Annotated in this window: 18 protein-coding genes; 15 read left to right on the forward strand and 3 right to left on the reverse strand. The window is 43.2% G+C overall.

The annotated features are described in order from the left end of the window. Positions 1–4365: a translocation/assembly module TamB domain-containing protein gene (locus BUB08_RS01900; protein WP_139249583.1), complete on the reverse strand. Its 4365-nt coding sequence runs from the start codon at positions 4363–4365 to the stop codon at positions 1–3. A gap of 183 nt (positions 4366–4548) precedes the next feature. Between BUB08_RS01900 and tsaD the strand changes: the two genes are divergently transcribed. The 6 genes from tsaD to BUB08_RS01930 all read left to right on the forward strand — a co-directional run bounded on the left by tsaD (position 4549) and on the right by BUB08_RS01930 (position 10490). Further along, positions 4549–5601 carry a tRNA (adenosine(37)-N6)-threonylcarbamoyltransferase complex transferase subunit TsaD gene (gene tsaD / locus BUB08_RS01905; protein WP_072998883.1) on the forward strand — a complete coding sequence of 351 codons (1053 nt, stop codon included), beginning with the start codon at positions 4549–4551 and terminating at the stop codon, positions 5599–5601. Positions 5602–5627: 26 nt separating this feature from the next. Continuing rightward, positions 5628–6323: a DNA/RNA nuclease SfsA gene (gene sfsA, locus BUB08_RS01910; RefSeq protein ID WP_072998398.1), complete on the forward strand. Its 696-nt coding sequence runs from the start codon at positions 5628–5630 to the stop codon at positions 6321–6323. Positions 6324–6370: 47 nt separating this feature from the next. Further along, a complete protein-coding gene (locus BUB08_RS01915; protein ID WP_072998400.1) occupies positions 6371–8218 on the forward strand; it encodes a right-handed parallel beta-helix repeat-containing protein in 1848 nt (615 codons plus the stop codon). Positions 8219–8284: 66 nt separating this feature from the next. After that, positions 8285–8821: a glutathione peroxidase gene (locus BUB08_RS01920; RefSeq protein WP_072998402.1), complete on the forward strand. Its 537-nt coding sequence runs from the start codon at positions 8285–8287 to the stop codon at positions 8819–8821. 218 nt (positions 8822–9039) lie between these two features. Continuing rightward, positions 9040–9531, forward strand: coding sequence for a bacterioferritin (locus BUB08_RS01925; RefSeq protein ID WP_072998405.1), 492 nt, complete (start codon positions 9040–9042; stop codon positions 9529–9531). A 224-nt stretch (positions 9532–9755) separates the two neighbouring features. Next, on the forward strand, positions 9756–10490 hold the full coding sequence (locus BUB08_RS01930; protein ID WP_072998406.1) for a LytR/AlgR family response regulator transcription factor: 735 nt from the start codon (positions 9756–9758) through the stop codon (positions 10488–10490). 10 nt (positions 10491–10500) lie between these two features. Here BUB08_RS01930 and BUB08_RS01935 read toward each other — a convergent pair whose 3' ends face one another. Together BUB08_RS01935 and BUB08_RS01940 are read right to left on the reverse strand one after the other, a co-directional pair. Next, positions 10501–11745: a BamG family beta-barrel-assembly machinery protein gene (locus BUB08_RS01935; RefSeq protein WP_072998408.1), complete on the reverse strand. Its 1245-nt coding sequence runs from the start codon at positions 11743–11745 to the stop codon at positions 10501–10503. Further along, positions 11742–13061: a DUF4270 family protein gene (locus BUB08_RS01940; RefSeq protein ID WP_072998410.1), complete on the reverse strand. Its 1320-nt coding sequence runs from the start codon at positions 13059–13061 to the stop codon at positions 11742–11744. The genes BUB08_RS01935 and BUB08_RS01940 overlap by 4 nt, the downstream gene beginning before the upstream one ends. Before the next feature lie 302 nt (positions 13062–13363). On the opposite strand from BUB08_RS01940, the gene BUB08_RS01945 reads away from it, so the two are divergent. The 9 genes from BUB08_RS01945 to BUB08_RS01985 all read left to right on the forward strand — a co-directional run bounded on the left by BUB08_RS01945 (position 13364) and on the right by BUB08_RS01985 (position 22380). Then, the gene (locus tag BUB08_RS01945) at positions 13364–14377 is read left to right on the forward strand and encodes a Kelch repeat-containing protein (protein ID WP_072998412.1); all 1014 of its coding nucleotides are present in this window, start codon (positions 13364–13366) and stop codon (positions 14375–14377) included. Then, positions 14367–14717 (forward strand): DUF4907 domain-containing protein, encoded by a 351-nt coding sequence (locus tag BUB08_RS01950; protein WP_072998414.1) that lies wholly within the window; start codon positions 14367–14369, stop codon positions 14715–14717. Before BUB08_RS01945 ends, BUB08_RS01950 begins: the two co-directional genes overlap by 11 nt. 24 nt (positions 14718–14741) lie before the next feature. Continuing rightward, positions 14742–15425: an outer membrane beta-barrel protein gene (locus BUB08_RS01955; protein WP_072998416.1), complete on the forward strand. Its 684-nt coding sequence runs from the start codon at positions 14742–14744 to the stop codon at positions 15423–15425. 406 nt (positions 15426–15831) lie between these two features. Next, positions 15832–17163 carry a TolC family protein gene (locus tag BUB08_RS01960; protein ID WP_072998417.1) on the forward strand — a complete coding sequence of 444 codons (1332 nt, stop codon included), beginning with the start codon at positions 15832–15834 and terminating at the stop codon, positions 17161–17163. Positions 17164–17175: 12 nt separating this feature from the next. Continuing rightward, positions 17176–18432 (forward strand): efflux RND transporter periplasmic adaptor subunit, encoded by a 1257-nt coding sequence (locus tag BUB08_RS01965; RefSeq protein ID WP_072998419.1) that lies wholly within the window; start codon positions 17176–17178, stop codon positions 18430–18432. 27 nt (positions 18433–18459) lie between these two features. Then, positions 18460–19221, forward strand: a complete 762-nt coding sequence (locus BUB08_RS01970) for an ABC transporter ATP-binding protein (RefSeq protein WP_072998420.1) — start codon at positions 18460–18462, stop codon at positions 19219–19221. A gap of 2 nt (positions 19222–19223) precedes the next feature. Then, the gene (locus BUB08_RS01975) at positions 19224–20444 is read left to right on the forward strand and encodes an ABC transporter permease (RefSeq protein WP_072998422.1); all 1221 of its coding nucleotides are present in this window, start codon (positions 19224–19226) and stop codon (positions 20442–20444) included. A gap of 137 nt (positions 20445–20581) precedes the next feature. Further along, on the forward strand, positions 20582–21670 hold the full coding sequence (locus BUB08_RS01980) for a sensor histidine kinase (RefSeq protein ID WP_072998425.1): 1089 nt from the start codon (positions 20582–20584) through the stop codon (positions 21668–21670). After that, positions 21667–22380, forward strand: a complete 714-nt coding sequence (locus tag BUB08_RS01985; protein WP_072998426.1) for a LytR/AlgR family response regulator transcription factor — start codon at positions 21667–21669, stop codon at positions 22378–22380. The genes BUB08_RS01980 and BUB08_RS01985 overlap by 4 nt, the downstream gene beginning before the upstream one ends. Positions 22381–22397 lie beyond the last annotated feature (17 nt).

Below are 22397 nucleotides of genomic sequence, written 5' to 3' on the forward strand. Positions count from 1 at the left end.
TTACTCGCGGTTTTTCCGGGTAAAAATTGCCTTCATTTTTTGCAGCAAATCTTTAAACGTGTTGTACTCTTCAGTATAAGTAAAACCAACCCCCTGAGTATAAGGAGCTGTTTCGTAAATCAGGTTATTATTTGCCCGGTTGTATGCTTTCAAACGAATTTTTCCATTTGAAATGAGTTTTACATTTACGTCAAAATCACCCACCAACTGACTGTTATTTCCAGAGTTCGGGTCATTATTATTTCCGATGTTTCCATTTATGGTCACCCGGTCGTTAAACATCTGCGTACTCAGCGCCAGTTCAATTTCATCGTTGGTAATCTGATTTCCTGGCCGGTAGTTCAACCCTATATCCACATTGCTGCTAATTTGCGATAACCAGTTACTCAACTGGTTTGAAAACAACTCGCTGGCAGTTGTTCCAATCAGGTTCGGGTTTTGGGCTTCGTATGTTCCCCTGAGGTATTCCGGGGTATAAAATTTACCCAGCACCACCAACGAAAGAATCTGCTTGTTCATCTCTTCGGGCGTATCCAAAAATTGTTTGACAAGCTCCACCATACGATCTCCCACAGTAGGAAACTCAATTTCAAAATCGATATTTGGATTAGACAACTCATCGGTAAGCAAAATTTTGCACTCTACCGGAATGCGCTGGCTCTGGCTAATATTATCGGCCACAACGCTGTTGTAGGTGTCTACAAGCAAATCGTACAACGAAGCCTTGAGTTTGTACACCGCATTAATATCAATAATTGCATTATACGGATCTCCGGCCCAGGTAATTGTTCCGCCCTGTTCAATTGTAAAACGCTTATTAATAACGTTCTGCAAAGTAAACAGGTAATCTCCCCGTTCTACCGTATAATTTCCCGAAAGCGTAATATCGCCGTCTTTGTTCATTCCAAAACGAAGCACCCCTTCTCCCTGGGCACGAATGACATCTCCGATTTGAGAATTATAAATAAGCTGTGCGCGGGCTTCGGGAGTTGCCCGGATGGTAAGGTCGAGGCTAAAATCGCCATCGTCTGCTTTCGGAAACAAAAACTGCTGCCTGACAGTATCTGCGGTGGAAACAAACTGAATAAAGTCGTAACGTTCCAGTTCGCTTTCGCCCTCCAGCGAAATATTTACATTGGTTCCGAGCAACGTAGTTCCCGAGCCCGAAAGTTTTACCTGTTTGCCCATGCCCGTAATATCTATTCTGCCGCTGGCGATAACCTGCCCGTAAAACTGCGAATTGTTTCGGGCCGTGGTATTTATTGCGGTAAGACGGGGCGTGGTAGCCGACAGGTTATATTTCATATTCTGAAAATTGCTGTGCACGATGGTACCGTCAAACGTAGCGTAATTTCCGGTCAGGTCGTTCACCCGAATTTTATCGAACAAAATGGTATCTCCCTTAAAATATACCGAATCGGAAAAATTGTAACTCACCTGAGTATAATCAATGGTAAACCCAGCGTTCAATCCTTCTATTGCACCGGTCATCAATATTCCGTCAGGGGTTCCGTGTATTTTCAATTTCCCTGTTCCATCGCCATGAAAGTTTGAGAAACTGTTTCGGATAACTGTTTCCAAAACTACCAGCGAAAGATGGTCAAAATCTGCATTGTAAAGTAACTCGCGGGTGTCAGGGTTAAAACTTCCCGTGGCAAAAAGACTCTGTCGTTTCCCGTTTTCAATTTTCATTTCAGTTTTCACCACCTGTTCGTTCTGATCCCACTGATTAAAAATCGACACATCGCCCACCCTTTGATCGCGAAAGCTGAATTTATCCACAGTAATATCGGAATGCACAAAACGATTTCCGTAAAAATCCTGCAACTGAACCGAACCGTTTAGCGTGCCTGTTACCGGCACTTCTTTTTGGAGGTAAGCGCCAAAATTGCCCAGCGCAATGTTGTCAAAAAGCACCATCATCAGGCTCGAATCATTTTTTGCAATTGTTCCGTCCAGCAAAATCTGCTGGTCGCCACCCTGAACTTTAAAATTATTGATTTGAATGCCTCCGCTGTCAATGGTAGCAGTAAACGGCGTGATTTGCCAAAGTGAATCGGCAACAAAAAACCGGGAGGGCAGCCCTTCTATTTCTGCGCGAATATTTGATGAACCCGGCTCCTGGTATATTACCGAACTCGACAAAACTTCTCCGCTGTACTTTTTGTCGCCGCCGTTTTCCCAGGCAATTCGGGTATTTATTGTATTGTCGGAAATTTCAGAGTCAAACGTCAGGTCATCCATTTTTATTCCGTTTTTCATCAGAATTTCTCCAAACCTCAAACGGGAAACATACATATTATCTGCCGGATTATTTCCGATGAAAACATTCCGAATCATCATATCTTCGGTTTGAATGCCTGGAATACTTCCCTTCAGTTCGAACACCGACTGCTCCGAATTCACTTGCCCGTATAACAGGAAGGGAGTTTCAATTTTGACGTTTGGCAGAAATACTGCCGTTAGTTCATCCAGACTTTTAACATCAATCTGATAACCGAACTTATTCATTTTTTCTTCCACCGAAGGGTCGTATTCAATTGACGGAAAATAGCGGTACATACTCTTTTCAAAAGCATCCTGCACACTTTGTGCGTAAAAACGTCCATTAATTTCGAAATCAAGAAAATTGGACGAAAAAGTGAGGTAATTGTTCAACCCGCTGGAAATCGACTGCAACTGCATCCCGCCAAGATCCAATTCGCCGTTCCTGTTTTTATACGTTCCGTTTTCCACCCTGATTGCTCCCGACATATTATCAATTCCGCTTCCCGAAAAATTGGCATTCATCAGAAAAGACAATTCCGATTTCGGAAATTTGCTACTCAGGTTTAGCTTTCCCAGTAAAGCCTTTTTCAAATCAAGCCTGAAATCAAACACAGGAACCTCAGGATTGAAATTCAATTTTCCCAGAAAATCAAACTGCAGGTTGGAATCGTTCATCACCACCAACCCGTCAAACATCCTGTTATCCAGTATTCCGTCCAGCCGAATGTTTTCATACAAATAGTCGTTCATTTCCACCTCGGTAATCATCCCCTTAAATTTGCCGGCTCCCGATCTATTCTGAATTTCAAAAACACCGTCAACCTGCCCGTTAAAACTGATGTTTCCAACGTGCTCGCTTTTCATCAGTTCACCCAGCCTAAAATCCTGGGTAGCCACTTTTCCTTTGTAGGTAATTCTCTTTCTCTCGTCGGGCACTACCGAAAGGTCGGTGCTAATTTTCCCCATTTCGCTGGTTAACGTACCGTAAGCAACAAAGTCCGTTAAAAATCCGGTAAAATTTCCCCGGTAAGTCACCAATCCGGCATCGTAGAGTTCCTGTGGGAAACTCAAAAATTTTGCCCTTCCTTTTCCCGGAAGTTTAATCCGGCTCAGCTCATCGAAAGAGGTACGCGATTGTTTCAAATCCAAAAACAAGTACATGTTGTTTTTAGTACTTGTTAAATCGTTGGCGTAAAAATCCATCATCGCGTAGGTATAATTGCCGGTTGCCAGCTCCAGGTTTTTACCGCGCAAATCGTTTAACGTTCCAACAATTTGTCCGGAGCAATCTATCACCTGGTCCATCCCCCGAAGCGACGGCACCAGCATTGCCACGTCGTAAAAACTTATTTGTGAATGCGAAAACTGAAAATCAAGGTAAGTACCTTCAGCGAAACTCTGACTGGAGTCGGGCAGTTCAACCAGCAAATCGCTTTGTGTAATTTCAGAAAACGTAGTTTTAAGATTAAGATCATCCATGCGAATTTTCCTTCCCGAAAAAGAAAAAGCAGTGTTGAAATCTTCAATCCGAAATTCTTTCCCGTCATTTAGCCGAACCTGGTCAACTCTCAAAAAAGCAGAGTCTTTCTGTAAAAAAAAGTCGGTAACCGAAACCTGAAAATCTTCGATATTCAGCACATGAGGTTCCTGTTGGTTATAATCGATGAAAACAACAGCAGCCTTCAAAAAATCAAAATTATTACAGCTGATAAGCCATTCGTTGGGTTTCTTTTCCTGCTTTTTTAAAGAATCGATAACAAAACTGAAATTAAAATTATTGAGCGAATCCCGGCTGGAGTGAAATGTTGTTCCTTCAAAAGTAAGTTGCTCCAGCGCCAGCCGCTGTTTTCTGAACTTCAGCGTATCAATCTGAGCCGATACAGAATGCACAAACAACATGGTGTCGGCCTGCTGATCTTCCACCAGCACATCCTCCAGAATTACCTTTCTGAAAAAGGCAATATCCACTTTTCCGATGCTGATTTTTGCACCTGTTTTTTCTGAAATCCGGTTTGCCAGCCGCTGGGTCAGATACGTTTGAACCCTGCTGCTTTGTAACGCACAATATGCCCCTGTAAGCACACCAATTAGAGACACCAGAACAATGAATGTTATTTTCCAGCCTTTTTTAATAATTTTGCCCTCTCATATATAATACGAAACTAGCCTTTTCCCGGAACAAATTAAGGAATAATGCAGTTGTTTTATTAACTGATAACGTTTAATAAATTTCTCAAATTGTATCTGGCAAAAGTTGCTCTTTTAATGAATAACGGAAAAATGAATTGTGAACACATAACCGACAAAAAAAATGCCAGTATTACCATATTGGGCATCGAATCTTCGTGCGATGACACATCTGCTGCAATTATTCGCGACGGAGTTATTTTATCAAACGTTGTGGCAGGACAAAAAGTGCACGAAGAATACGGCGGAGTAGTACCGGAACTGGCTTCGCGGGCACACCAGCAAAACATTATTCCGGTGGTTGACCGCGCAATTGCCCGGGCCGGCATTTCTAAAAACGAAATATCGGCAGTGGCATTTACCCGCGGCCCCGGATTGCTTGGCTCGTTACTTGTCGGAACCTCGTTTGCCAAAGGCTTTTCGCTGGCAGCCGGCATTCCGCTCATCGAAGTAAACCATTTGCAGGGGCACGTGCTTGCTCTTTTTATCAAAGAAAAAGAAGGAGAATACAATCCTCCCAAATTCCCGTTTTTGTGCTTACTCGTCTCCGGTGGAAACTCGCAGATTATTAAAGTGAACAATTACCTTAGTATGGAAGTAATCGGACAAACCATTGATGATGCTGCAGGTGAAGCATTCGACAAATGTGCAAAAGTAATGGGACTTCCCTACCCCGGCGGCCCGCACGTTGACCGGCTTGCACAACAGGGCGACCCGAAGAAGTTTACATTTTCAAAACCACGCATTGCCGGGTACGATTACAGTTTCAGCGGATTGAAAACAAGTTTTCTCTATTTTCTGCGGGATAATCTGAAAGAGAACGAAAACTTTATCGAAGAAAATAAGGCTGATTTGTGCGCATCGCTTCAATACACAATTATTGACATTCTTTTGAATAAACTAAAAAAGGCAGCCAAACAAACCGGCATAAAACACGTTACGGTTGCCGGCGGTGTTTCGGCCAACTCGGGATTGCGAAATGCGCTCAAAGAAAACGCAAAAAAATACCACTGGAACCTGGTTATTCCCAAATTTGAATACACCATGGATAATGCTGCAATGATTGCCATTACCGGTTATTACAAATATTTAAGGGGTGAATTTACCGGACAGGACGCAGTGCCATTTGCCCGTACACAGCTCTAAAAAATAACAGTATTAACGAAAAGCACATGAAATTTCAGGAAGAACTGGTTCACGGAACCCTCGTAAAAAGATACAAACGTTTTCTGGCCGACGTAGAGCTCGACAATGGAGAAACAGTAACGGCGCACTGCACCAATTCTGGCACCATGAAAAGCTGCCTCGAAAACGGAGCTGAAGTTTTTCTTTCGCCTGCCACCGACCCCAAACGCAAAACCCGCTTTACGTGGGAAATGATAAAAATTAACGGCGACTGGGTGGGAATTAACACCGGGAATCCAAATAAATTGGCATTTGAAGCCATTTCAGAACAAACAATCCCGGGACTGGACAATTACAGCACAGTAAGGCGCGAAGTAAAATTTGAAGACTCCCGATTTGATGTATTCGCCGAGAACGACGAGGAAAAATGTTTTGTGGAAGTAAAAAACGTAACACTCAAAGAAGGGAAATACGCGCTGTTTCCAGATGCTGTAACAACCCGCGGACAAAAGCACTTAAAAACGCTTATGGACGTAAAAAAACAGGGGATGCGTGCTGCAATGCTCTACATTGTTCAACGCACGGACGTAGAAATTTTTGCGCCGGCAAAAGAGATTGATCCCAATTACGCCGCTGCATTAAAAGAGGCCGTTGCAAACGGCGTAGAAGTATTTGTAATGCAGGCAAAAGTTACTCCGCAAAATATTGAACTAATTAAAAGACTTCCGGTGGAAATAGAGTAGTTCTCCCATATTTTTTCTATTTTGACCCTGAATCTAAACAACACCAAATGAAAACCAAATCGCTTAAAGCTACTGTTCTTTTTATTGCTGCCTTTCTGTTCTCTGCAACGGCATTTGCCGCCGATTTTTTTGTATCACCGCACGGAAATGATTCCGCCCCGGGGACGCAAGAAACGCCGTTTGCCACAATTCAAAAAGGAGTTGAAACCATTGCCGAAATTTTCCGAGAAAACCCGAACGAAGACTGCACGCTTTGGCTGGCCGACGGGATGCACCACATTTCCAAGCCAATTGTGTTTGATGGCGAATTGCTGAAAAACAAAAACGGCAAATTTCAGGTTAAAGCAATCCCCGGAGAGCATCCTATTGTATCAGGAGGCATTGAAATTACTGAATGGAAAAAACTTCCCGAAGGATTGTGGAAAGCGGAGCTTCCGGGCACGGCCAAAATGAACCATCCGCCACGGGAACTATTTGTTGGCAGCCAGCGGGCAACACGAGCGCGGTTTCCCAACAACGGGTACCTGCGTGTTGCAAAAGCAGGCAGCGACCGCCGCACCCACTTCTTTTTTCAGCCAAACGATTTTCCGGTTCCTGCGCATATTGAAAACGTTGAACTGGTGCTGCTTCATGACTGGTCCATTTCAAGAATTCCCGTTAAAGAAATCGACGTCAGCCAAAACAAACTAACGGCAGTAGATTCCATTGGAGCAAAAAACCCGTCGTTTTTTAACATCGACCACTGGGAACCAAATCCGCGCTACTACCTAGAAAATGCCATAGAATTTCTTGATGCAGATTTTGAGTGGTACTTTCACCCCAAAGAAAACGCCATCTACCTGAAATTACCGGAAACAACAACTCCCGGAATGCAGGCTATTGTATTGCCATATTCTGCCGGACTGGTTATTCTGGAAGGAAAAGAAAATCAACCCATAAAAAACATTCATTTTGAAGGAATTGCATTCAGACACTCGGCATGGCAAATTCCCGAATCAGGGTATTGCGGCGTTCAGGCCTGCCATTTTGATCCGCGTCCCGAGCGGGAAGGCTGGGCGGTTGTTCCGGCAGCAATAAACGGCGAGTGGGCAGAAAACTGCGCTTTTATCAATTGTACGTTTCAAAACCTGGGAGGCTCGGGCGTCTGGCTGGCAACAGGAAGTAAAAACTGTACCATTTCCAATTCCCGCTTTTCAGACATTTCCGGAAACGGAATTATGATTGGCGAAGGCCGCGACCGTAAAGTAAACGGCAGTGCCTGGTGGCAGTCGGCACCCGAACAGGTAGCGCAGACAAACACCATCAACAATTGCGAAATAACCGAATGCGGCCAACAATTTTACGGAGCAGTTGGCGTTTGGTGCGGATTAACAGCCGAAACCACCATCCGGAACAACACCATTTTCAACCTTCCGTATTCAGGAATTTCAATTGGTTGGATGTGGAGCCCTGTTCCAACCCCCTGTCGCGAAAATACAATTGACGGAAACCATATTCATCATATTATGCAGGTTTTGAGCGATGGAGGCGGCGTTTACATGCTCGGGCTGCAACCGGGAAGCAAAATCACCAACAACCGTATTCACGATGTAAGCCTGAACGTGGGCCGTGCGGAAAGCAACGGGATGTTTCTGGATGAAGGAACTACCGATGTAATTGTTGCCAACAACCTTATTTATAACATTGCCAAATCGCCGCTTCGGTTTCACCGGGCCACAACAAACCTGGTAAAAGAGAACTATCTTTTTTGTGGCGAAAACGTTGAGCCGATTCGTTACAACACCACCAAAGAAGAGGACATAAAAAAGGTGGACAACCACGTTTTTCATGTGACCGAACCGGATTTTAACAAGCAACTGCAACAGATTATTTCGGGCTGGAAAATAAAACGTTAAACAGGAAATACTTCGAAACATTTCACCACTCCGGTTGTTCTTTTTATACATTAAAAAACAAAAAAAATGAACAAACTGATTCTTATTTTGAGTATGATACTTTTAGCAGGAATAACCACAGCTCAAAAGTCGTTTTACGATTTTACGGTGAAAGATATTGAAGGAAATAATTTTGCGCTTTCCCAACTAAAAGGGAAAAAGGTGCTGGTTGTAAATACCGCATCGAAATGTGGATTAACTCCGCAATACGAACAGCTTCAGAAGTTGAACGACAATTACGGCGGCGATGATTTTGTAATTATTGGTTTTCCGGCCAACAATTTCAATCAGCAGGAACCCGGCACAAACACCGAAATTGCAGAGTTCTGCCAACAGAACTACGGAGTAACATTTCCGATGATGTCAAAAATTTCGGTGAAAGGAAACGACATTCATCCACTCTACAAATGGCTTACCTCCAAAGCGGAAAACGGCGTGCTGGATTCGGAAGTGCAATGGAATTTTCAAAAATACCTCATCGACGAAAACGGAAATCTGATAAAAATGGTTCCGCCAAAAGTTAAACCCGACGATGAACAAATAACCTCCTGGCTGAAAGAATAAAACCTGAAACAGAGCTAGTGCATTCTTTCTTTATTGAATAACAGGAAGAAGCAAATCGGATTGCACGTTGTTGAAAAAAATCAACTGGCAACCCGATAAAAATACAACTCCAAAACATTAATTGACATAAAATTAAGTTTGAAGCAAAATATCACCTCTCATTTCAGCGGGGGTGATATTTTGTTTAACTTCACCCTAAAAACCAAAAAATTGAAACAATGAAAGAAAGAAGTATCGAATTATTAAACGCATCAATTGCCGACGAACTCTCGGCTGTTCACCAGTACATGTATTTTCATTTTCACTGCGACGACCAGGGGTACGACCTGCTGGCAAACCTGTTTAAAAGAACAGCCATTCAGGAAATGATTCATGTGGAAAAACTTGCCGAACGTATTCTTTTTCTGAAAGGAAATGTGGACATGAAAGTAGGTGAAGATGTAAAACACATTCACGACGTACGGGAAATGTTGGAAGTTGCCGCAAAAATGGAAGAAGGCAGTGCCAACGATTACAATAAATGGGCAAATGAATGCTCTCAAAACGCCGACTCGGTAACAAAAAAATTGTTCGAATCGCTGGTTGAAGAGGAAGAAGGCCATTTTAATCAATTTGATGACGAAATGGAAAACCTGAAAAAATTCGGTGACAATTACCTGGCACTTCAATCCATTGAACGTAGCAAACAATTTGGCGGAGGAGCAGAATAGTTTTTCCCAAAATAGTTAGCTATTCAAAAACAGGCAGCCTTTAGTTATTTTGGTTTTACAGCTTTTAATGCATAAAACCGGAATAGTTAAAGGCTGTTTCATTTGAAAAAAACGTTCAGGCCCTCCATTATTTCCATACAAACTTTCACTACAAAGTAGGGTAAAACTAAAAACGGCTGTATAAATTCATAAGGAAAGGAAAATTCGAACCAGAATACTACATTATGAATTGTATCATTATTGATGGAAATATAACCGCCCAAAACCAGCTTATCGAACTCATCGACCAAATACCACAGTTAAACTTAAAAGCCAGTTGTTTATCGCCGGGAGAAGCAATTAGTGTACTGCAAAATCAGAGCATCGACCTGATTTTTCTGGATACGCAACTGGCAAAAATGCCCGGGATAGAATTTGCCCGAAGTCTTGTAAACAGACCCATTATTATAATTACCGCCCAAAACGCTCAATATGCTGTGGATGCGTTTAACATTGACGCAGTAGACTACCTGATCAAACCACTTAGTGCAGAGCGATTTATGCACGCCATACAAAAAGCAAACGAAATATTCTGGCTCAGAAAATTCAAGCTGAACAATTCCAATACTGAAGAAACAGAAAAAGATTTGTCGCACAGTTTTATATTGCTTAAAGCAGACTATGGCATTGTTAAAATCACAATCGACGATATTCTTTTTATTGAAGGGCTAAAAGACTACATTAAAATTTATACGGTAAACAACAGTAAACCGATAATTGTCAGAAACTCCCTCAAAAAATTCAGTCACGTACTGCCTCCGTCGCAATTTTCCAGAATACATAAATCGTTTATTATTTCCATCAGCCACATTACTTCGATTAACAAAACCCAGGTTTATTTGGGCGACAACCGAATTCCCATTGGCGAAAGCTATAAAAACTACTTTCTCACAAGGCTGCAAAACCGGATGGTTAGTTAGCAACCAACAACTATTCAAATTTCCGTTGGAAGAACCACAACTCATTCAGGCTGAAGTTAACATGTAACAACAGAAAGCGTTCCCTCACCAGGTTGTTTTCTGTTGTTCCGTTGCTTCCTGCTTCAAAAGCAACATTCAGACTCGACCCTCTTTCTCTCAGCGGAAAGCCAAATCCAAAGTTTACAGAATATTCATTTATTCTGTTGTTTCTCAGTTTTAAAAATGTTGAATTGTAATTTAATCCGAACCGATATACCCAATTTTTGTAAAACACATTTGTAACACTCTGTCTCCATGGCCTGAATTCAGTACCAACTGAGAAATTATGTGCGTTTACAAAATTACCCGACATGGTTGGATAATGTAATCCCTTCCATTTTTCGGTGCGGTAATCCAAAGCCACTAAATAGTTTTCGCCGTTCTGCACAGAAACTCCCAATCCCGTAGTTTGGGGAATAGTAATATGCCCGGGAGACTCTTCATCGTAGGCCAGCGTGCTGTAATTTCCGTCCATTAATGTGTATGTATGTTTCGACCTAAGCGACTGTTCGGGAGCGTACGTCAGCCCGAGTCGGTATTCCGTATTGCCTTTTTTAATGGCATACTGAAGCCCGAAGTCGAAATAAAAAGAACTCATGTAATCGTTCTGTACAGAAATGTAATTCATCCCCAAATCGCTCTGATAAATGCTTTCCTGCTGAGTAAGCGGGCCAAAAAGAAAGGAAGTATTTACGCCGAAAAACAGGTTATCAGACAACTTTACCGAATGCGCCCAGTACGCAAGAGTTATTCCTCCCGAACCTTCAAACGACGAGTTGTAATTTAGAAGGCTTCCTTCCATGCTGTTCTCGGTGTTTATTTTGTACCCCACCGTACTGTATGGCGACAACCCGATGGACGACGACAGCCAGGGTGTTACCCGGTAACCCATGGCCACGTACTTCAGCGAACCGTTAAATCCACTCATTTTATCGTCGTATGATTTAAAAGTCGAAAACTTACCTTCTACCCCAAATTCAAAAACCACGTGGTGTTTTTCAATGCCTGCATAAGAAGCCGGATTAAGATTATTCAACTGGCTTCCGGAACTCAATGCTATTCCCGAATTCCCCATTCCAATGCTTCTTCCAAAGCCTTTTGGCAGCATTTCGCCCGGGCCGAAAATGGAGTACGGCGACATGGTATTTTGCGCGTGTAGCATAAAACTTCCGAACAAAAGAAGAAGCAGAAAGGCGATATTTTTAAATTGTATCATGAATTGTAAAAAAGAAAATATAGTTTCAATTGCGGTTTGAACACTGATTTTTTACGAGATGAAAATACAGCCCGGTTAAGGGAACTTCCCATTGCCGAACTGGATTCTCCAATTAGCAAACCGTGGTCGGTATCGAAATAATTGCTGGAAAGCTCCGCTTTTATAAAATCAGTAATATCAAACACATACTGCGTATTTTCGTGATAAATAGAATCGAGCTGCAAGCTGCTGGTCAGGTAATTCCCCGAATCGTCTTCAACCTCTCCCAATATTCTGTTGTATTTGTCGGTGTAATAAACCGAAACATCAGAAGGAAGAGGAATATTGGTGTAGGTGCCTGCCTCCGGAAAAAGCACCAGTTCTACTTTGTATAAGTCGTAGTTTAAATCGGTTTCAAGCAACACCTGCAACGATGGAAAATCGACCCTCGTAAATATTCCCAGCCCCGATTGTATAAATGTTTTGTTGTCGCTTTTAGAAGAGAGAAACTTCTCCAACGGCTCAATTCCCTCCAGAGGTGTTCCTTTTCTATCGGCCGAAAAGCGGTTAAACTGGTAATCGTAGTTTGTAGAGAGAATCACGTTTTCAACATCTTCGTTTTCCAGCCCCAACCGGGTGGTGTACAATTTTACGCGAAGTGTCGAATCAACCTGAAAACCAACCACAGCAGAATTTTCAGCGCCGGAAACCATTGCAATACCGGGGAAATACTCTTTAAACCGTTCGCTGTTTGTTAAAGTATCGTCCTGGTTTTTCATCTTTTTCAGAATGTCTTTTCCCAATGCGTCAGACAACCGTATTTCGATAGAGTCCCGCCCTTTTGGCCGGGGAACAAAACGAAGGCTTCCCAAAGGAGTATTTTCGTATTTAACCGATGACGTGTTGTAAAAAACTTTGTCGTCGTTGTCGGTCGGATCCGGTTCTTCGGCAAGCCTGTAAATTGCAATCTCCTGCGGCGATAACGTATCGCCATAATATTTGCCGTTATAATAGAGCACAAGAGACAGCGAATCGAAACGGTCGTCATCATCCACGTCGTATCCCGAAGGCATCTCCAATTCGAAATAGCTGGAAGCTTCCACAACGCCCAACTCTTCGTCGGAATATTTTCCCACCCAGGCCACATTTTGCCCGGAGGTTTGTATGGAATCGAGGGCAATTGTTGACATGCTTACAGAAAATGAATCGACGAGCGAGAGCCACACCTGTGAAGAAATAAAGTCTTTCCCCATAGAAATATCCTCGAGATCGTTTTCAAAACCACAAGCACTCAAAAGCAGAACCAGAGCACCGTAAAATATTGTTTTAAGTTTCACTGTAGATTGTTTTTCTGAACATCAATTTTGCTCCAAAACAATGAAATCTTATTCAACACAAAAAAAAATATATACCAACTGACGGTATTTAGCGATCACCCCGGAGATATGTGAGTTATTAGAGTTCTTTAACAGAAAAACCTCGATTGTTTTAACATAAAAAACCGGGTTATATACAATATTTGCCGGTTCATCGCATCGTTGCCGGGGATGGTATATTTACTTTTTTTAGGTTCTTTCTGTCTGCTAAGTTTGTGACCATAAAACACGATTTTAAAACTACTTTTAATAAACAATGTTATATGGAAAACAAGAAGACAAATTACCTTATTCTTTTATTCTTTCCGGTTATTTTTCTAATGGTCAGCTCGTGCATTGACGACGACGATGAAATAACCATGGGCGATTGGGTAAAAATGTCGGACTTTGACGGCGTTCCGCGTTCGTCCGCTGTTGGTTTCGCCATCGGCGATTACGGTTATGTCGGGACGGGTTACGACGGGAAAGATCGTCTTTCCGACTTTTGGGAATACAACGTGGAAAAAAACTGGTGGATACAAAAAGCCGATTTGCCCGGCAATCCGCGTAACGGGGCTGTGGGCTTTTCTGCCAATGGCAAAGGTTACATCGGCACCGGGTACGACGGGTCAACAAAACTAAAAGATTTTTATGAATTCGATCCCGAAAACAACATCTGGGAACGCAAGGCTGATTTTCCGGGAAGCGCACGTTACGGAGCAGTAGGTTTTGGGGTACAAAACAAAGGGTACATTGGCACCGGATACGACGATAACTACCTGAAAGACTTTTACGAGTTCGACCCCAAAACCGGCGAGTGGACCCAGATAATCAGCATCGGCGGTTCAAAAAGAAGATATGCCACGGCTTTCACTATTTACGATAAAGCCTACGTGGTTTCGGGAATTGACAATGCCAGTTACCTGACCGATTTCTGGATGTACGACCCAACCACCGGCGAGTGGGAAAGAAAAAACGACATTACCAACAAAAGCGACGAAAGTTTCGATGACGAATACGTTGGTATATCCAGAATCAGCGGTGTTGGGTTCAGCCTGAATGGCAAAGGATACCTTACCCTGGGAAGCTCGTCTTCGGTTATGTCAAACACCTGGGAATACGATCCGGCCAGCGATTTGTGGGAAAAGAAAACTGATTTTGAAGGCGCTGCCCGAACTGAGGCGGTTGGATTTTCAGTTGGCGAATACGGCTACATTGTTAGCGGACGAAGCGGCAGCTACTATCTTTACGACATCTGGCGGTTTGATCCTTATTCTGCTTACAGCGATGAGTATTAAAACAAATTCCAACGCAAAAATTGTCCACTTCGGTATTGTGTTGCTTTTTATGCTCGCCTGGTCGTGTGCCACAAATACGAGCAATAAAACTGACAGCACCGCTTTGCTGGAAACAAAAGTTTTTGAGATACAAAACGGGAAATACTACGGCTACGAAATTCTGATAAACGGAGAAGTTTACATTCATCAGGAGCAAATTCCGGCAATAGAAGGAATAAAATATTTCCAGACTGCAGAGTTGGCCATGAAAGTAGGCAACGCCGTAAAAGACAAGTTGGAGTCGAATAAACACCCGGGGCTTACCAAAGAAGAAGTAACATTTTTGCTGGGCAATTATTAAAATTCATTTCAAAAAAACAGAACAATGAAAAAAATATTTCTTTCTCTTATAATCGTAACATCACTTATTTCGTTATCAGTCACCGCCCAGGAGGGTGAAAAATCGAGGCTTTCTTTCGGGTTTAACGCCGGCGTTGGGCAAAACCACAACGCTTACCGCATGAACCCCGAAACTTATGCACGATACAACCACGAATATTACGAGGGCGACCTGCATTTTACCACCGGTATTAACGTGGGTTACTTTATTACAAAAAGACTCAGGCCACGGTTCGAATTCAGGTACAACGAGTTTAAATACGGAATGACCTGGGATGAAGATTACCCACAGTTTGAAAGGACTGAAACAAAACTCTACACTTTGAATTTTAACCTTCAGTTCGATTTTATGATGCTGAACACAGACCGGTTTCAGCTTTTTATTTCGCCGGGGCTGGTTGGTGAGTTTGTAAAAGACCGGTTAAACAGGAATTACCTCACCGACGGGAGCAACAACATTTACAATTATACGGCTGTTACCCAGCAGTATTCAGAAGAAATAGGCGGACTAAATTTGTCGTTAATCGCAAAATATAAGTTTACCGACAATTTGGGAATGACCGTTACTCCGGGATACAACTTCTATTTAAAAAAATGGCTGCCCGGCAACGACAAAAACTACACACGAAGCCTGTTTAATGTTGGGGTAGAATACACGCTTCCGTTCTAAATATTCATTTCGGAAACAATTGATAGTTATTAAATTTTTGCACTTCGCAGCGCTTAGCGGTCACAGCCACTAAGCGCTGCTGTGTTTTATGTCGTTTTCCTTTGTTCAACGTTGACAGGTTGTTGACTTGGACTTGTCAGCGTGCACAGCACCCGACAACGTCGAAAAACCGAACGCTTTTCAACTCGCTCATTCCAAACACCTTTTTACTTTTTCACACCCAAAAAGGTTCCCCTTTCTAATCCCGAAAATTTTCTTTTCCGTCGGTAAAACTTCCCGGTTCTTCTATTTCATTTCTCAAAAAGTCTGTCCACAAATAACTTTGATACGAAAACGAAATCAGCAAGGTAAAACGACTACCGTGCGAATAAAATGAGTTACCATTAGAATAAACAATTACAAGCAGATGAAAACGAAAACAATTATTCTGATTACAGCAATTCTCATTTCTCTGTGTGTTCGGGCACAGGAAAATGAAACGCCCGCCCAATGGAATCTGACGCAATGTATCGATTATGCATTGAAGCAGAACATTCAGGTGAGGCAGAGCATTCTTACCAACCTCGCTAACCAGGTGAATAAAGAACAGGCAGAGGCACAAAAACTGCCATCGCTGAGCGCCTCGGCCAGGCAAAACTTCAGCTGGGGCAACCGCGAAGATGCCAGCACCGGCAAATCTGTTTTTTCAGGAAACAACAGCACCAGCTACTCGCTGAGTTCGGGAATTACTCTTTACAACGGTTCCAAACTCAACAACCTGATAAAACAGGCCGACCTTGATTGGCAAAGCGGGATTTACGACTCGGAGACCATCAAAGAAACCATTTCGCTAAGTATTCTGAATGCGTTTCTGCAAGTGCTGTTTACCGAAGAGCAGATAAAAAATGCGGAAAGCCAGTTGGAATCCACAACTGAGCAATTGAACTACGCCAAAGAGCGATTGGCTGCCGGAATAATTTCCCAGTCTGACTACCTCCAGGTAAAATCGCAGGTAGCCACAGAAAAAGGAAACCTCACCAGCGCCCAAAGTCAGAATGCCATTGCAAAAGTTAACCTGATGCAGTTGATGGAGCTTCCGGTAACCGAAAATTTTCATCTGGAAAAACCTGACCTCGGCGAATCCGTAAATCAAAGTATCTATCCGCTTGCAGCCGATGTATATGCCGCTGCCCTGCAAATAAAACCGCAAATTAAAAGTGTCGGGTACAAAAAGGAAAGTGCAGCTTTAAACGAGAAAATTGCACAAGCCGGCTACTATCCTACAATTTCAGCAGAAGCCGGGGTGGGAACCAGCTATTCAAACCTTTACGAAACGGGATATTTCAGCCAGTTAAACGATCAATTTTCTCCGTCGCTGGGCCTGTCGCTGTCCATTCCCATTTTCCAGAAAAAACAGGTAAAAAGTAATGTGGCTCTTGCAAAAATTAATTATCAGAATGCAGAGTTGCAGGAAATAGATACCCAAAACCAGCTTCGAAAAGAAATTGAACAGGTGTGCCAGGATGTAATTTCAGTGCAGGCAGAATACGAAGCCAACCTGGAGCAATACAAAGCCACGCAGGAATCTTATGCGCTGGCCGAAGAGAAGTACAACAACGGACTGATAAACTCAGTGGATTTCCTCTTTGAGAAAACCAACCTGATTGTATCGGAAAGCCAGTTGCTGCAATCGAAATACAACCTCATTTTCAACTACAAAATACTCGATTTTTATCTCGGAAATCCCATCTCTTTGTAAAATATAAATACCATGAAAAAGAAAACAATCATCATTACAACCGGCATCATAATTCTTTTGGCTGCCTTATTTTTCATTTTGAAACCGTCAAAAGTAGATGCAGGTAAAATTCACATTGAAACAGCTCAAAGTGAATCCGGCACCATCAGTAAAACAGTAACAGCCACCGGAACCCTGGAAGCGCTTTCAACCGTTGAGGTGGGAACCCAGGTTTCGGGAATTATCGAAGACATTTTCGTAGATTTTAATTCTTACGTAAAAAGAGGGCAGCTACTGGCCAAAATCGATACCACCAACCTGGCCGCGGCAATGGAACAGAGTCAGGCATCGCTCGACAACGCCAAAGCCGAGCTGGATTATCAACTGGCCAATTACAACAGGCTGGCTCCCATTAACGACAAAAAGCTGGTGTCTCAGGCCGATTTCGACCAAACGGTTTATAACCTCAATAAAGCACGGGCCAGCTACAACAGCGCACTGGCTCAGCACAAAAAAAATAAGATCAATCTGGATTATGCGCTCATTTATTCGCCCATCGATGGCATTGTGCTCGACCGTGCAGTGGAAGAAGGACAAACCGTTGCGGCAAGTTTCAACACCCCTACCCTTTTTACAATTGCCAACGACCTTACCCAAATGAAGGTAGAAGCCGATGTGGACGAGGCCGATATTGGTGAAGTAAAAGAAGGACAACGCGTTGAGTTTACCGTTGATGCTTACCCCGACCAGGTTTTCGAAGGCGAAGTCACGCAGGTACGCCTGCAACCCACTGTCACCAACAACGTGGTAACCTATTCGGTAATTATTTCGGCCCACAATCCCGATTACAAATTACTGCCGGGGATGACTGCCGAAATCAACATTTTTGTTATTGAAAAGAAAGACATTCTGGTTGTACCAAGTAAGGCGCTCCGTTTTAATCCCGACGAAAAACTGCTTGCAAGCTACATGAAAAGCCAGCCACGCCCAGAAATGCCCGAAAACGGCGCTATGCCCGGCGGTCCCGGAAACCAGAAAATGCAGCCACCGACAATGGAACCTGCACAAACCGAGGGAAGCGGAGTAGTCTGGGTAAAAAAAGATTCTATTATTCGTCCGGTGCCTGTAAAAACCGGTCTTGATGACGATATACACGCCGAAATAATTAACGGGTTACAGCCCGGCGAAGAAGTGATTCTGAGCATGGAAGTAGCAGAGCCGGTAAAAAGCCCAGAACAAACAAACGGAGGAAACCCGTTTATGCCGCGTCCGCCAAGAGCCAGAAAATAAATTTCACGGTAAAAGAAAGGCAGAAAAATGGATCATGTAATTATAAAAGTTGAAGGACTCCGAAAAGAATACCACATCGGAGAGATGACAGTACATGCCCTCCGCAAAGTGGACATGGAAATCAGGCAGGGAGAATTTGTGGCGATTATGGGAGCCAGCGGCTCAGGAAAATCCACTATGCTGAATATTTTGGGTTGCCTCGACAAACCCAGCGGCGGAGATTATATGCTCGACGGCGTAAACATGAGAAAGCTGAATAAAAACCAGCTGGCCGGATTACGAAACAGCAAACTCGGGTTTATTTTCCAGTCGTACAACCTGCTGCCGCGAACCACGGCGCTCGAAAACGTGGAGTTGCCACTTTACTACAACAGTAAAGTAAAAGCAAAAGAGCGAAAAGAACGCGCCATTCACGCACTGGAACAGGTTGGCCTGGGCGACCGTTTTCACCACATGCCCAACCAGCTCTCGGGTGGGCAGCAGCAGCGGGTGGCCATTGCCCGATCGTTGGTAAACGACCCGGTGGTTATTCTGGCCGACGAAGCCACGGGAAATCTGGACACACGCACTTCTTACGAAATTATGGAGCTTTTCCAAAAACTGAATGACAATGGAAAAACCATCGTTTTTGTAACCCATGAACCTGATATCGCCCGGTTTATGAAACGAAACATTATTTTCAGAGACGGACGAATACAACGCGAAGTTGCAGTAGAAAACCGGTTTTCGGCTACCGAACTAATTGCAAAATTGCCCAAAGAAGATGATACTGACTTTTTAAGTGCATAACAATGAATTATACAAATCTTACAAAAATAGCCATCAATGCCCTGAAGCGAAACAAGTTCCGGGCTTTTCTTACCATGCTTGGAATAATCATCGGCGTTGGGTCGGTCATTGGCATGCTCTCCATTGGCGAAGGTTCAAAAAAAAGCATCCAGCAGGAAATATCGAGCATGGGGTCAAACATGATTTTTGTAATGCCGGGCTCGCAAAGGCGCGGAGGCGTGCAAATGGGACGTTCCGACGCAAAATCGTTAACGTTGTCAGACATTAGTCAGCTAAAAAAAGAAGCCATGTACCTTTCGGCCATTTCGCCACAGGTAAGTGCCAGCGGCCAGGCTATTAAAGGAAACAAAAACTGGCCAACCACCATGTACGGCGTTGATGCAAGTTACCTCGACATCCGGAAATACGAACTGGAGGACGGCAGAATTTTTACGGAAAGAGAGATCAAAAGTCTGGGAAAAGTTTGTCTCATCGGGAAAACAGTAACCGAAAATCTGTTTGGCGAGAATGTCGATCCCATCGGGCAAACCGTTCGTTTTAACGGAATTCCGTTTAAAATTATCGGAACCCTCAAAGAAAAAGGCCAGAACCAGATGGGAATGGATCAGGACGACATGCTAATTGCGCCTTACACTTCGGTGCAGCGCAGAATACTTGCCATTACACACATTCAGACCATTTATGCCTCGGCGGTAAGCGAAGAAAAATCGGACGCAGCAATTGACGAGATAATTGCCATCCTGAGAAAAAACCACAAACTGGAAGCCGATGCAGAAAGTGATTTCGAAGTGAGATCGCAGTCGGAAATGATCCAGACTTTTTCGTCCATAAGCAACATGTTAACCACGCTGCTGGGTGCAATTGCCGGTATTTCGTTACTGGTTGGCGGAATTGGAATCATGAATATTATGTACGTTTCGGTAACCGAGCGCACCAAAGAAATAGGGCTGCGCATGTCGGTTGGCGGCCGTGGAAACGACATCCTCGTGCAATTTCTGATTGAAGCCGTTTTGTTAAGCCTTTCTGGTGGGCTCATCGGCATTCTTTTCGGGCTGTTAATTTCGTACATTGCAACCACGCTACTCAACTTTCCGTTGGTAATTATGGTCCAGGCCATTGTTATTTCATTTTTGGTATGTTCGGTTATCGGCATCTTTTTCGGCTGGTACCCGGCACGAAAAGCTGCAGGTCTGAATCCGATTGATGCACTGCGGCATGAGTAAATGTTCTGTTTTTAGTTAACTTTGATTTTTGTGAGAAGTAAAAACAGCAATCCGGGTTCCAACTTTTAAGAATCGGAAAATGATTGCAGACTACAGAAATATTTTCTTTTACAACGCGAACCGAAAAATTCAACCCAATGAATAAATCTGTTGCAAAATACAACTGGCTGCCGGTCATCCTTCATATTTTGGCCTGGCTGGTGCTCATTATCCTGCCGCAAATTGTGATCGACCGGTTTTGGGGAAACAACAATTATGTTGCCTGGGGATTTTACGCGAATGCGGCCATTTACGGCATTATTTTTTACATTAACTACCTGTGGCTGGTTCCGCGGTTCTACTTTAAAGGAAACAAAGCAGCGTACTTTGTGCTGGCAGTTGTGGCTATTGTTTGCCTCTATTTTGTTTCGAGTGCCATAAACCAGGCTTTACACAACCCCGAGCGGGAAAAAGAGATGCTGGAAGCGATTCAGAAACTGGGTAAAGACACGATTCCCCGCCCGCCATTTCGCCAGTTACACATTTACCACTACACTCTTATTTCCATCATAATTACCGGTTTTTCCATTGGGTTGTGCGTTATTCAAGAGCACTCTGCCACCGAAAAACGGCAAAAAGAAATGGAAAAAGAGATGCTGAATTCGGAACTGGCATTTTTGAAAAACCAGATTTCCCCCCATTTCTTTTTCAATACACTAAACAACATCTATTCGCTCATAGAAGTAAATTCCAACGATGCACAGGCCGCTGTTATGAAATTGTCGCGAATGATGCGTTACCTGCTTTACGAATCGGAACACGGACAGACTTCGTTAAGCCACGAGATTGATTTTATGAACCACTATATTGATCTGATGCGGTTGCGCCTTTCGCCAAAAGTTGATTTACAGGTTGACCTGCCCGAGAAAGAACTGAAAACAGAAATTCCGCCACTGCTGTTTATCCCCTTTATCGAAAATGCATTTAAACACGGAGTAAGTTACCGCGAACACTCGTTTATCCACATTTCAATGCGCGCGGAGCAGAACCAAATAGTATTTAAGTGTTCCAATTCGAGAAGCACAAAAAAAGAAGAAACGCCGGACAGAAACCATTCCGGAATCGGGCTTGAAAATGTAAAAAAACGATTGAACCTGCTCTTCCCCGGAGAACACGAGCTCTCCATTTCCCAATCGGGAACTACATTTGATGTTCTGTTAAACATTAATCTGAAACCCGCAAAATGATACGAACACTGGCCATTGACGACGAACCCCTGGCTTTGAAACTGGTTAACGGTTACATTGCAAAAACTCCGTTTCTGGAACTAACGGCATCGTTTGACAACCCGATTGACGCCATTGATTTTCTGGAAAAAGAAAGCGTGGATCTCATTTTTCTGGATATTCACATGCCCGACCTTTCGGGAATTGAATTTACAAACATCCTGGAAAACCGGCCAAAAATTGTCTTCACCACAGCCTACGAAAAGTATGCATTGCAGGGATTTAAGCTCGAAGCGGTAGACTATTTACTTAAACCTTTCAGCTACGAAGAATTTCTGAAAGCAGCACAAAAAGCACAAAAACTAATTGGCCTTGAGCAAAAGTCAGTCCATCAGATTGAAGCAAACAGCGAGTTTTTGTTTCTGAAATCTGAATACAAAATCAGGCGCATAAATTTTAACGACATCACCTACATTGAAGGGCTGAAAGATTATGTAAAAGTTCATTTACAAAACGAAGCCAAACCCATTCTGTCGCTCAACTCGTTAAAGGCGATGGAGGCCAAACTGCCTTCGCAAAACTTTATGCGCGTTCACCGGTCGTTTATTGTTAACCTCAACCGGGTAGATACAATTGAGCGCAGCCGAATCGTTTTCGGGAAAACATACATTCCGGTAAGCGAACAGTACAAAGAACGGTTTCAGGATTTTCTGGATAAAAACTTCTTGTGATTTTTCCACCGCCGTTT

Origin of the sequence: Mariniphaga anaerophila (assembly GCF_900129025.1) — a bacterium.
GTDB classification, from domain to species: Bacteria; Bacteroidota; Bacteroidia; order Bacteroidales; family Prolixibacteraceae; genus Mariniphaga; species Mariniphaga anaerophila.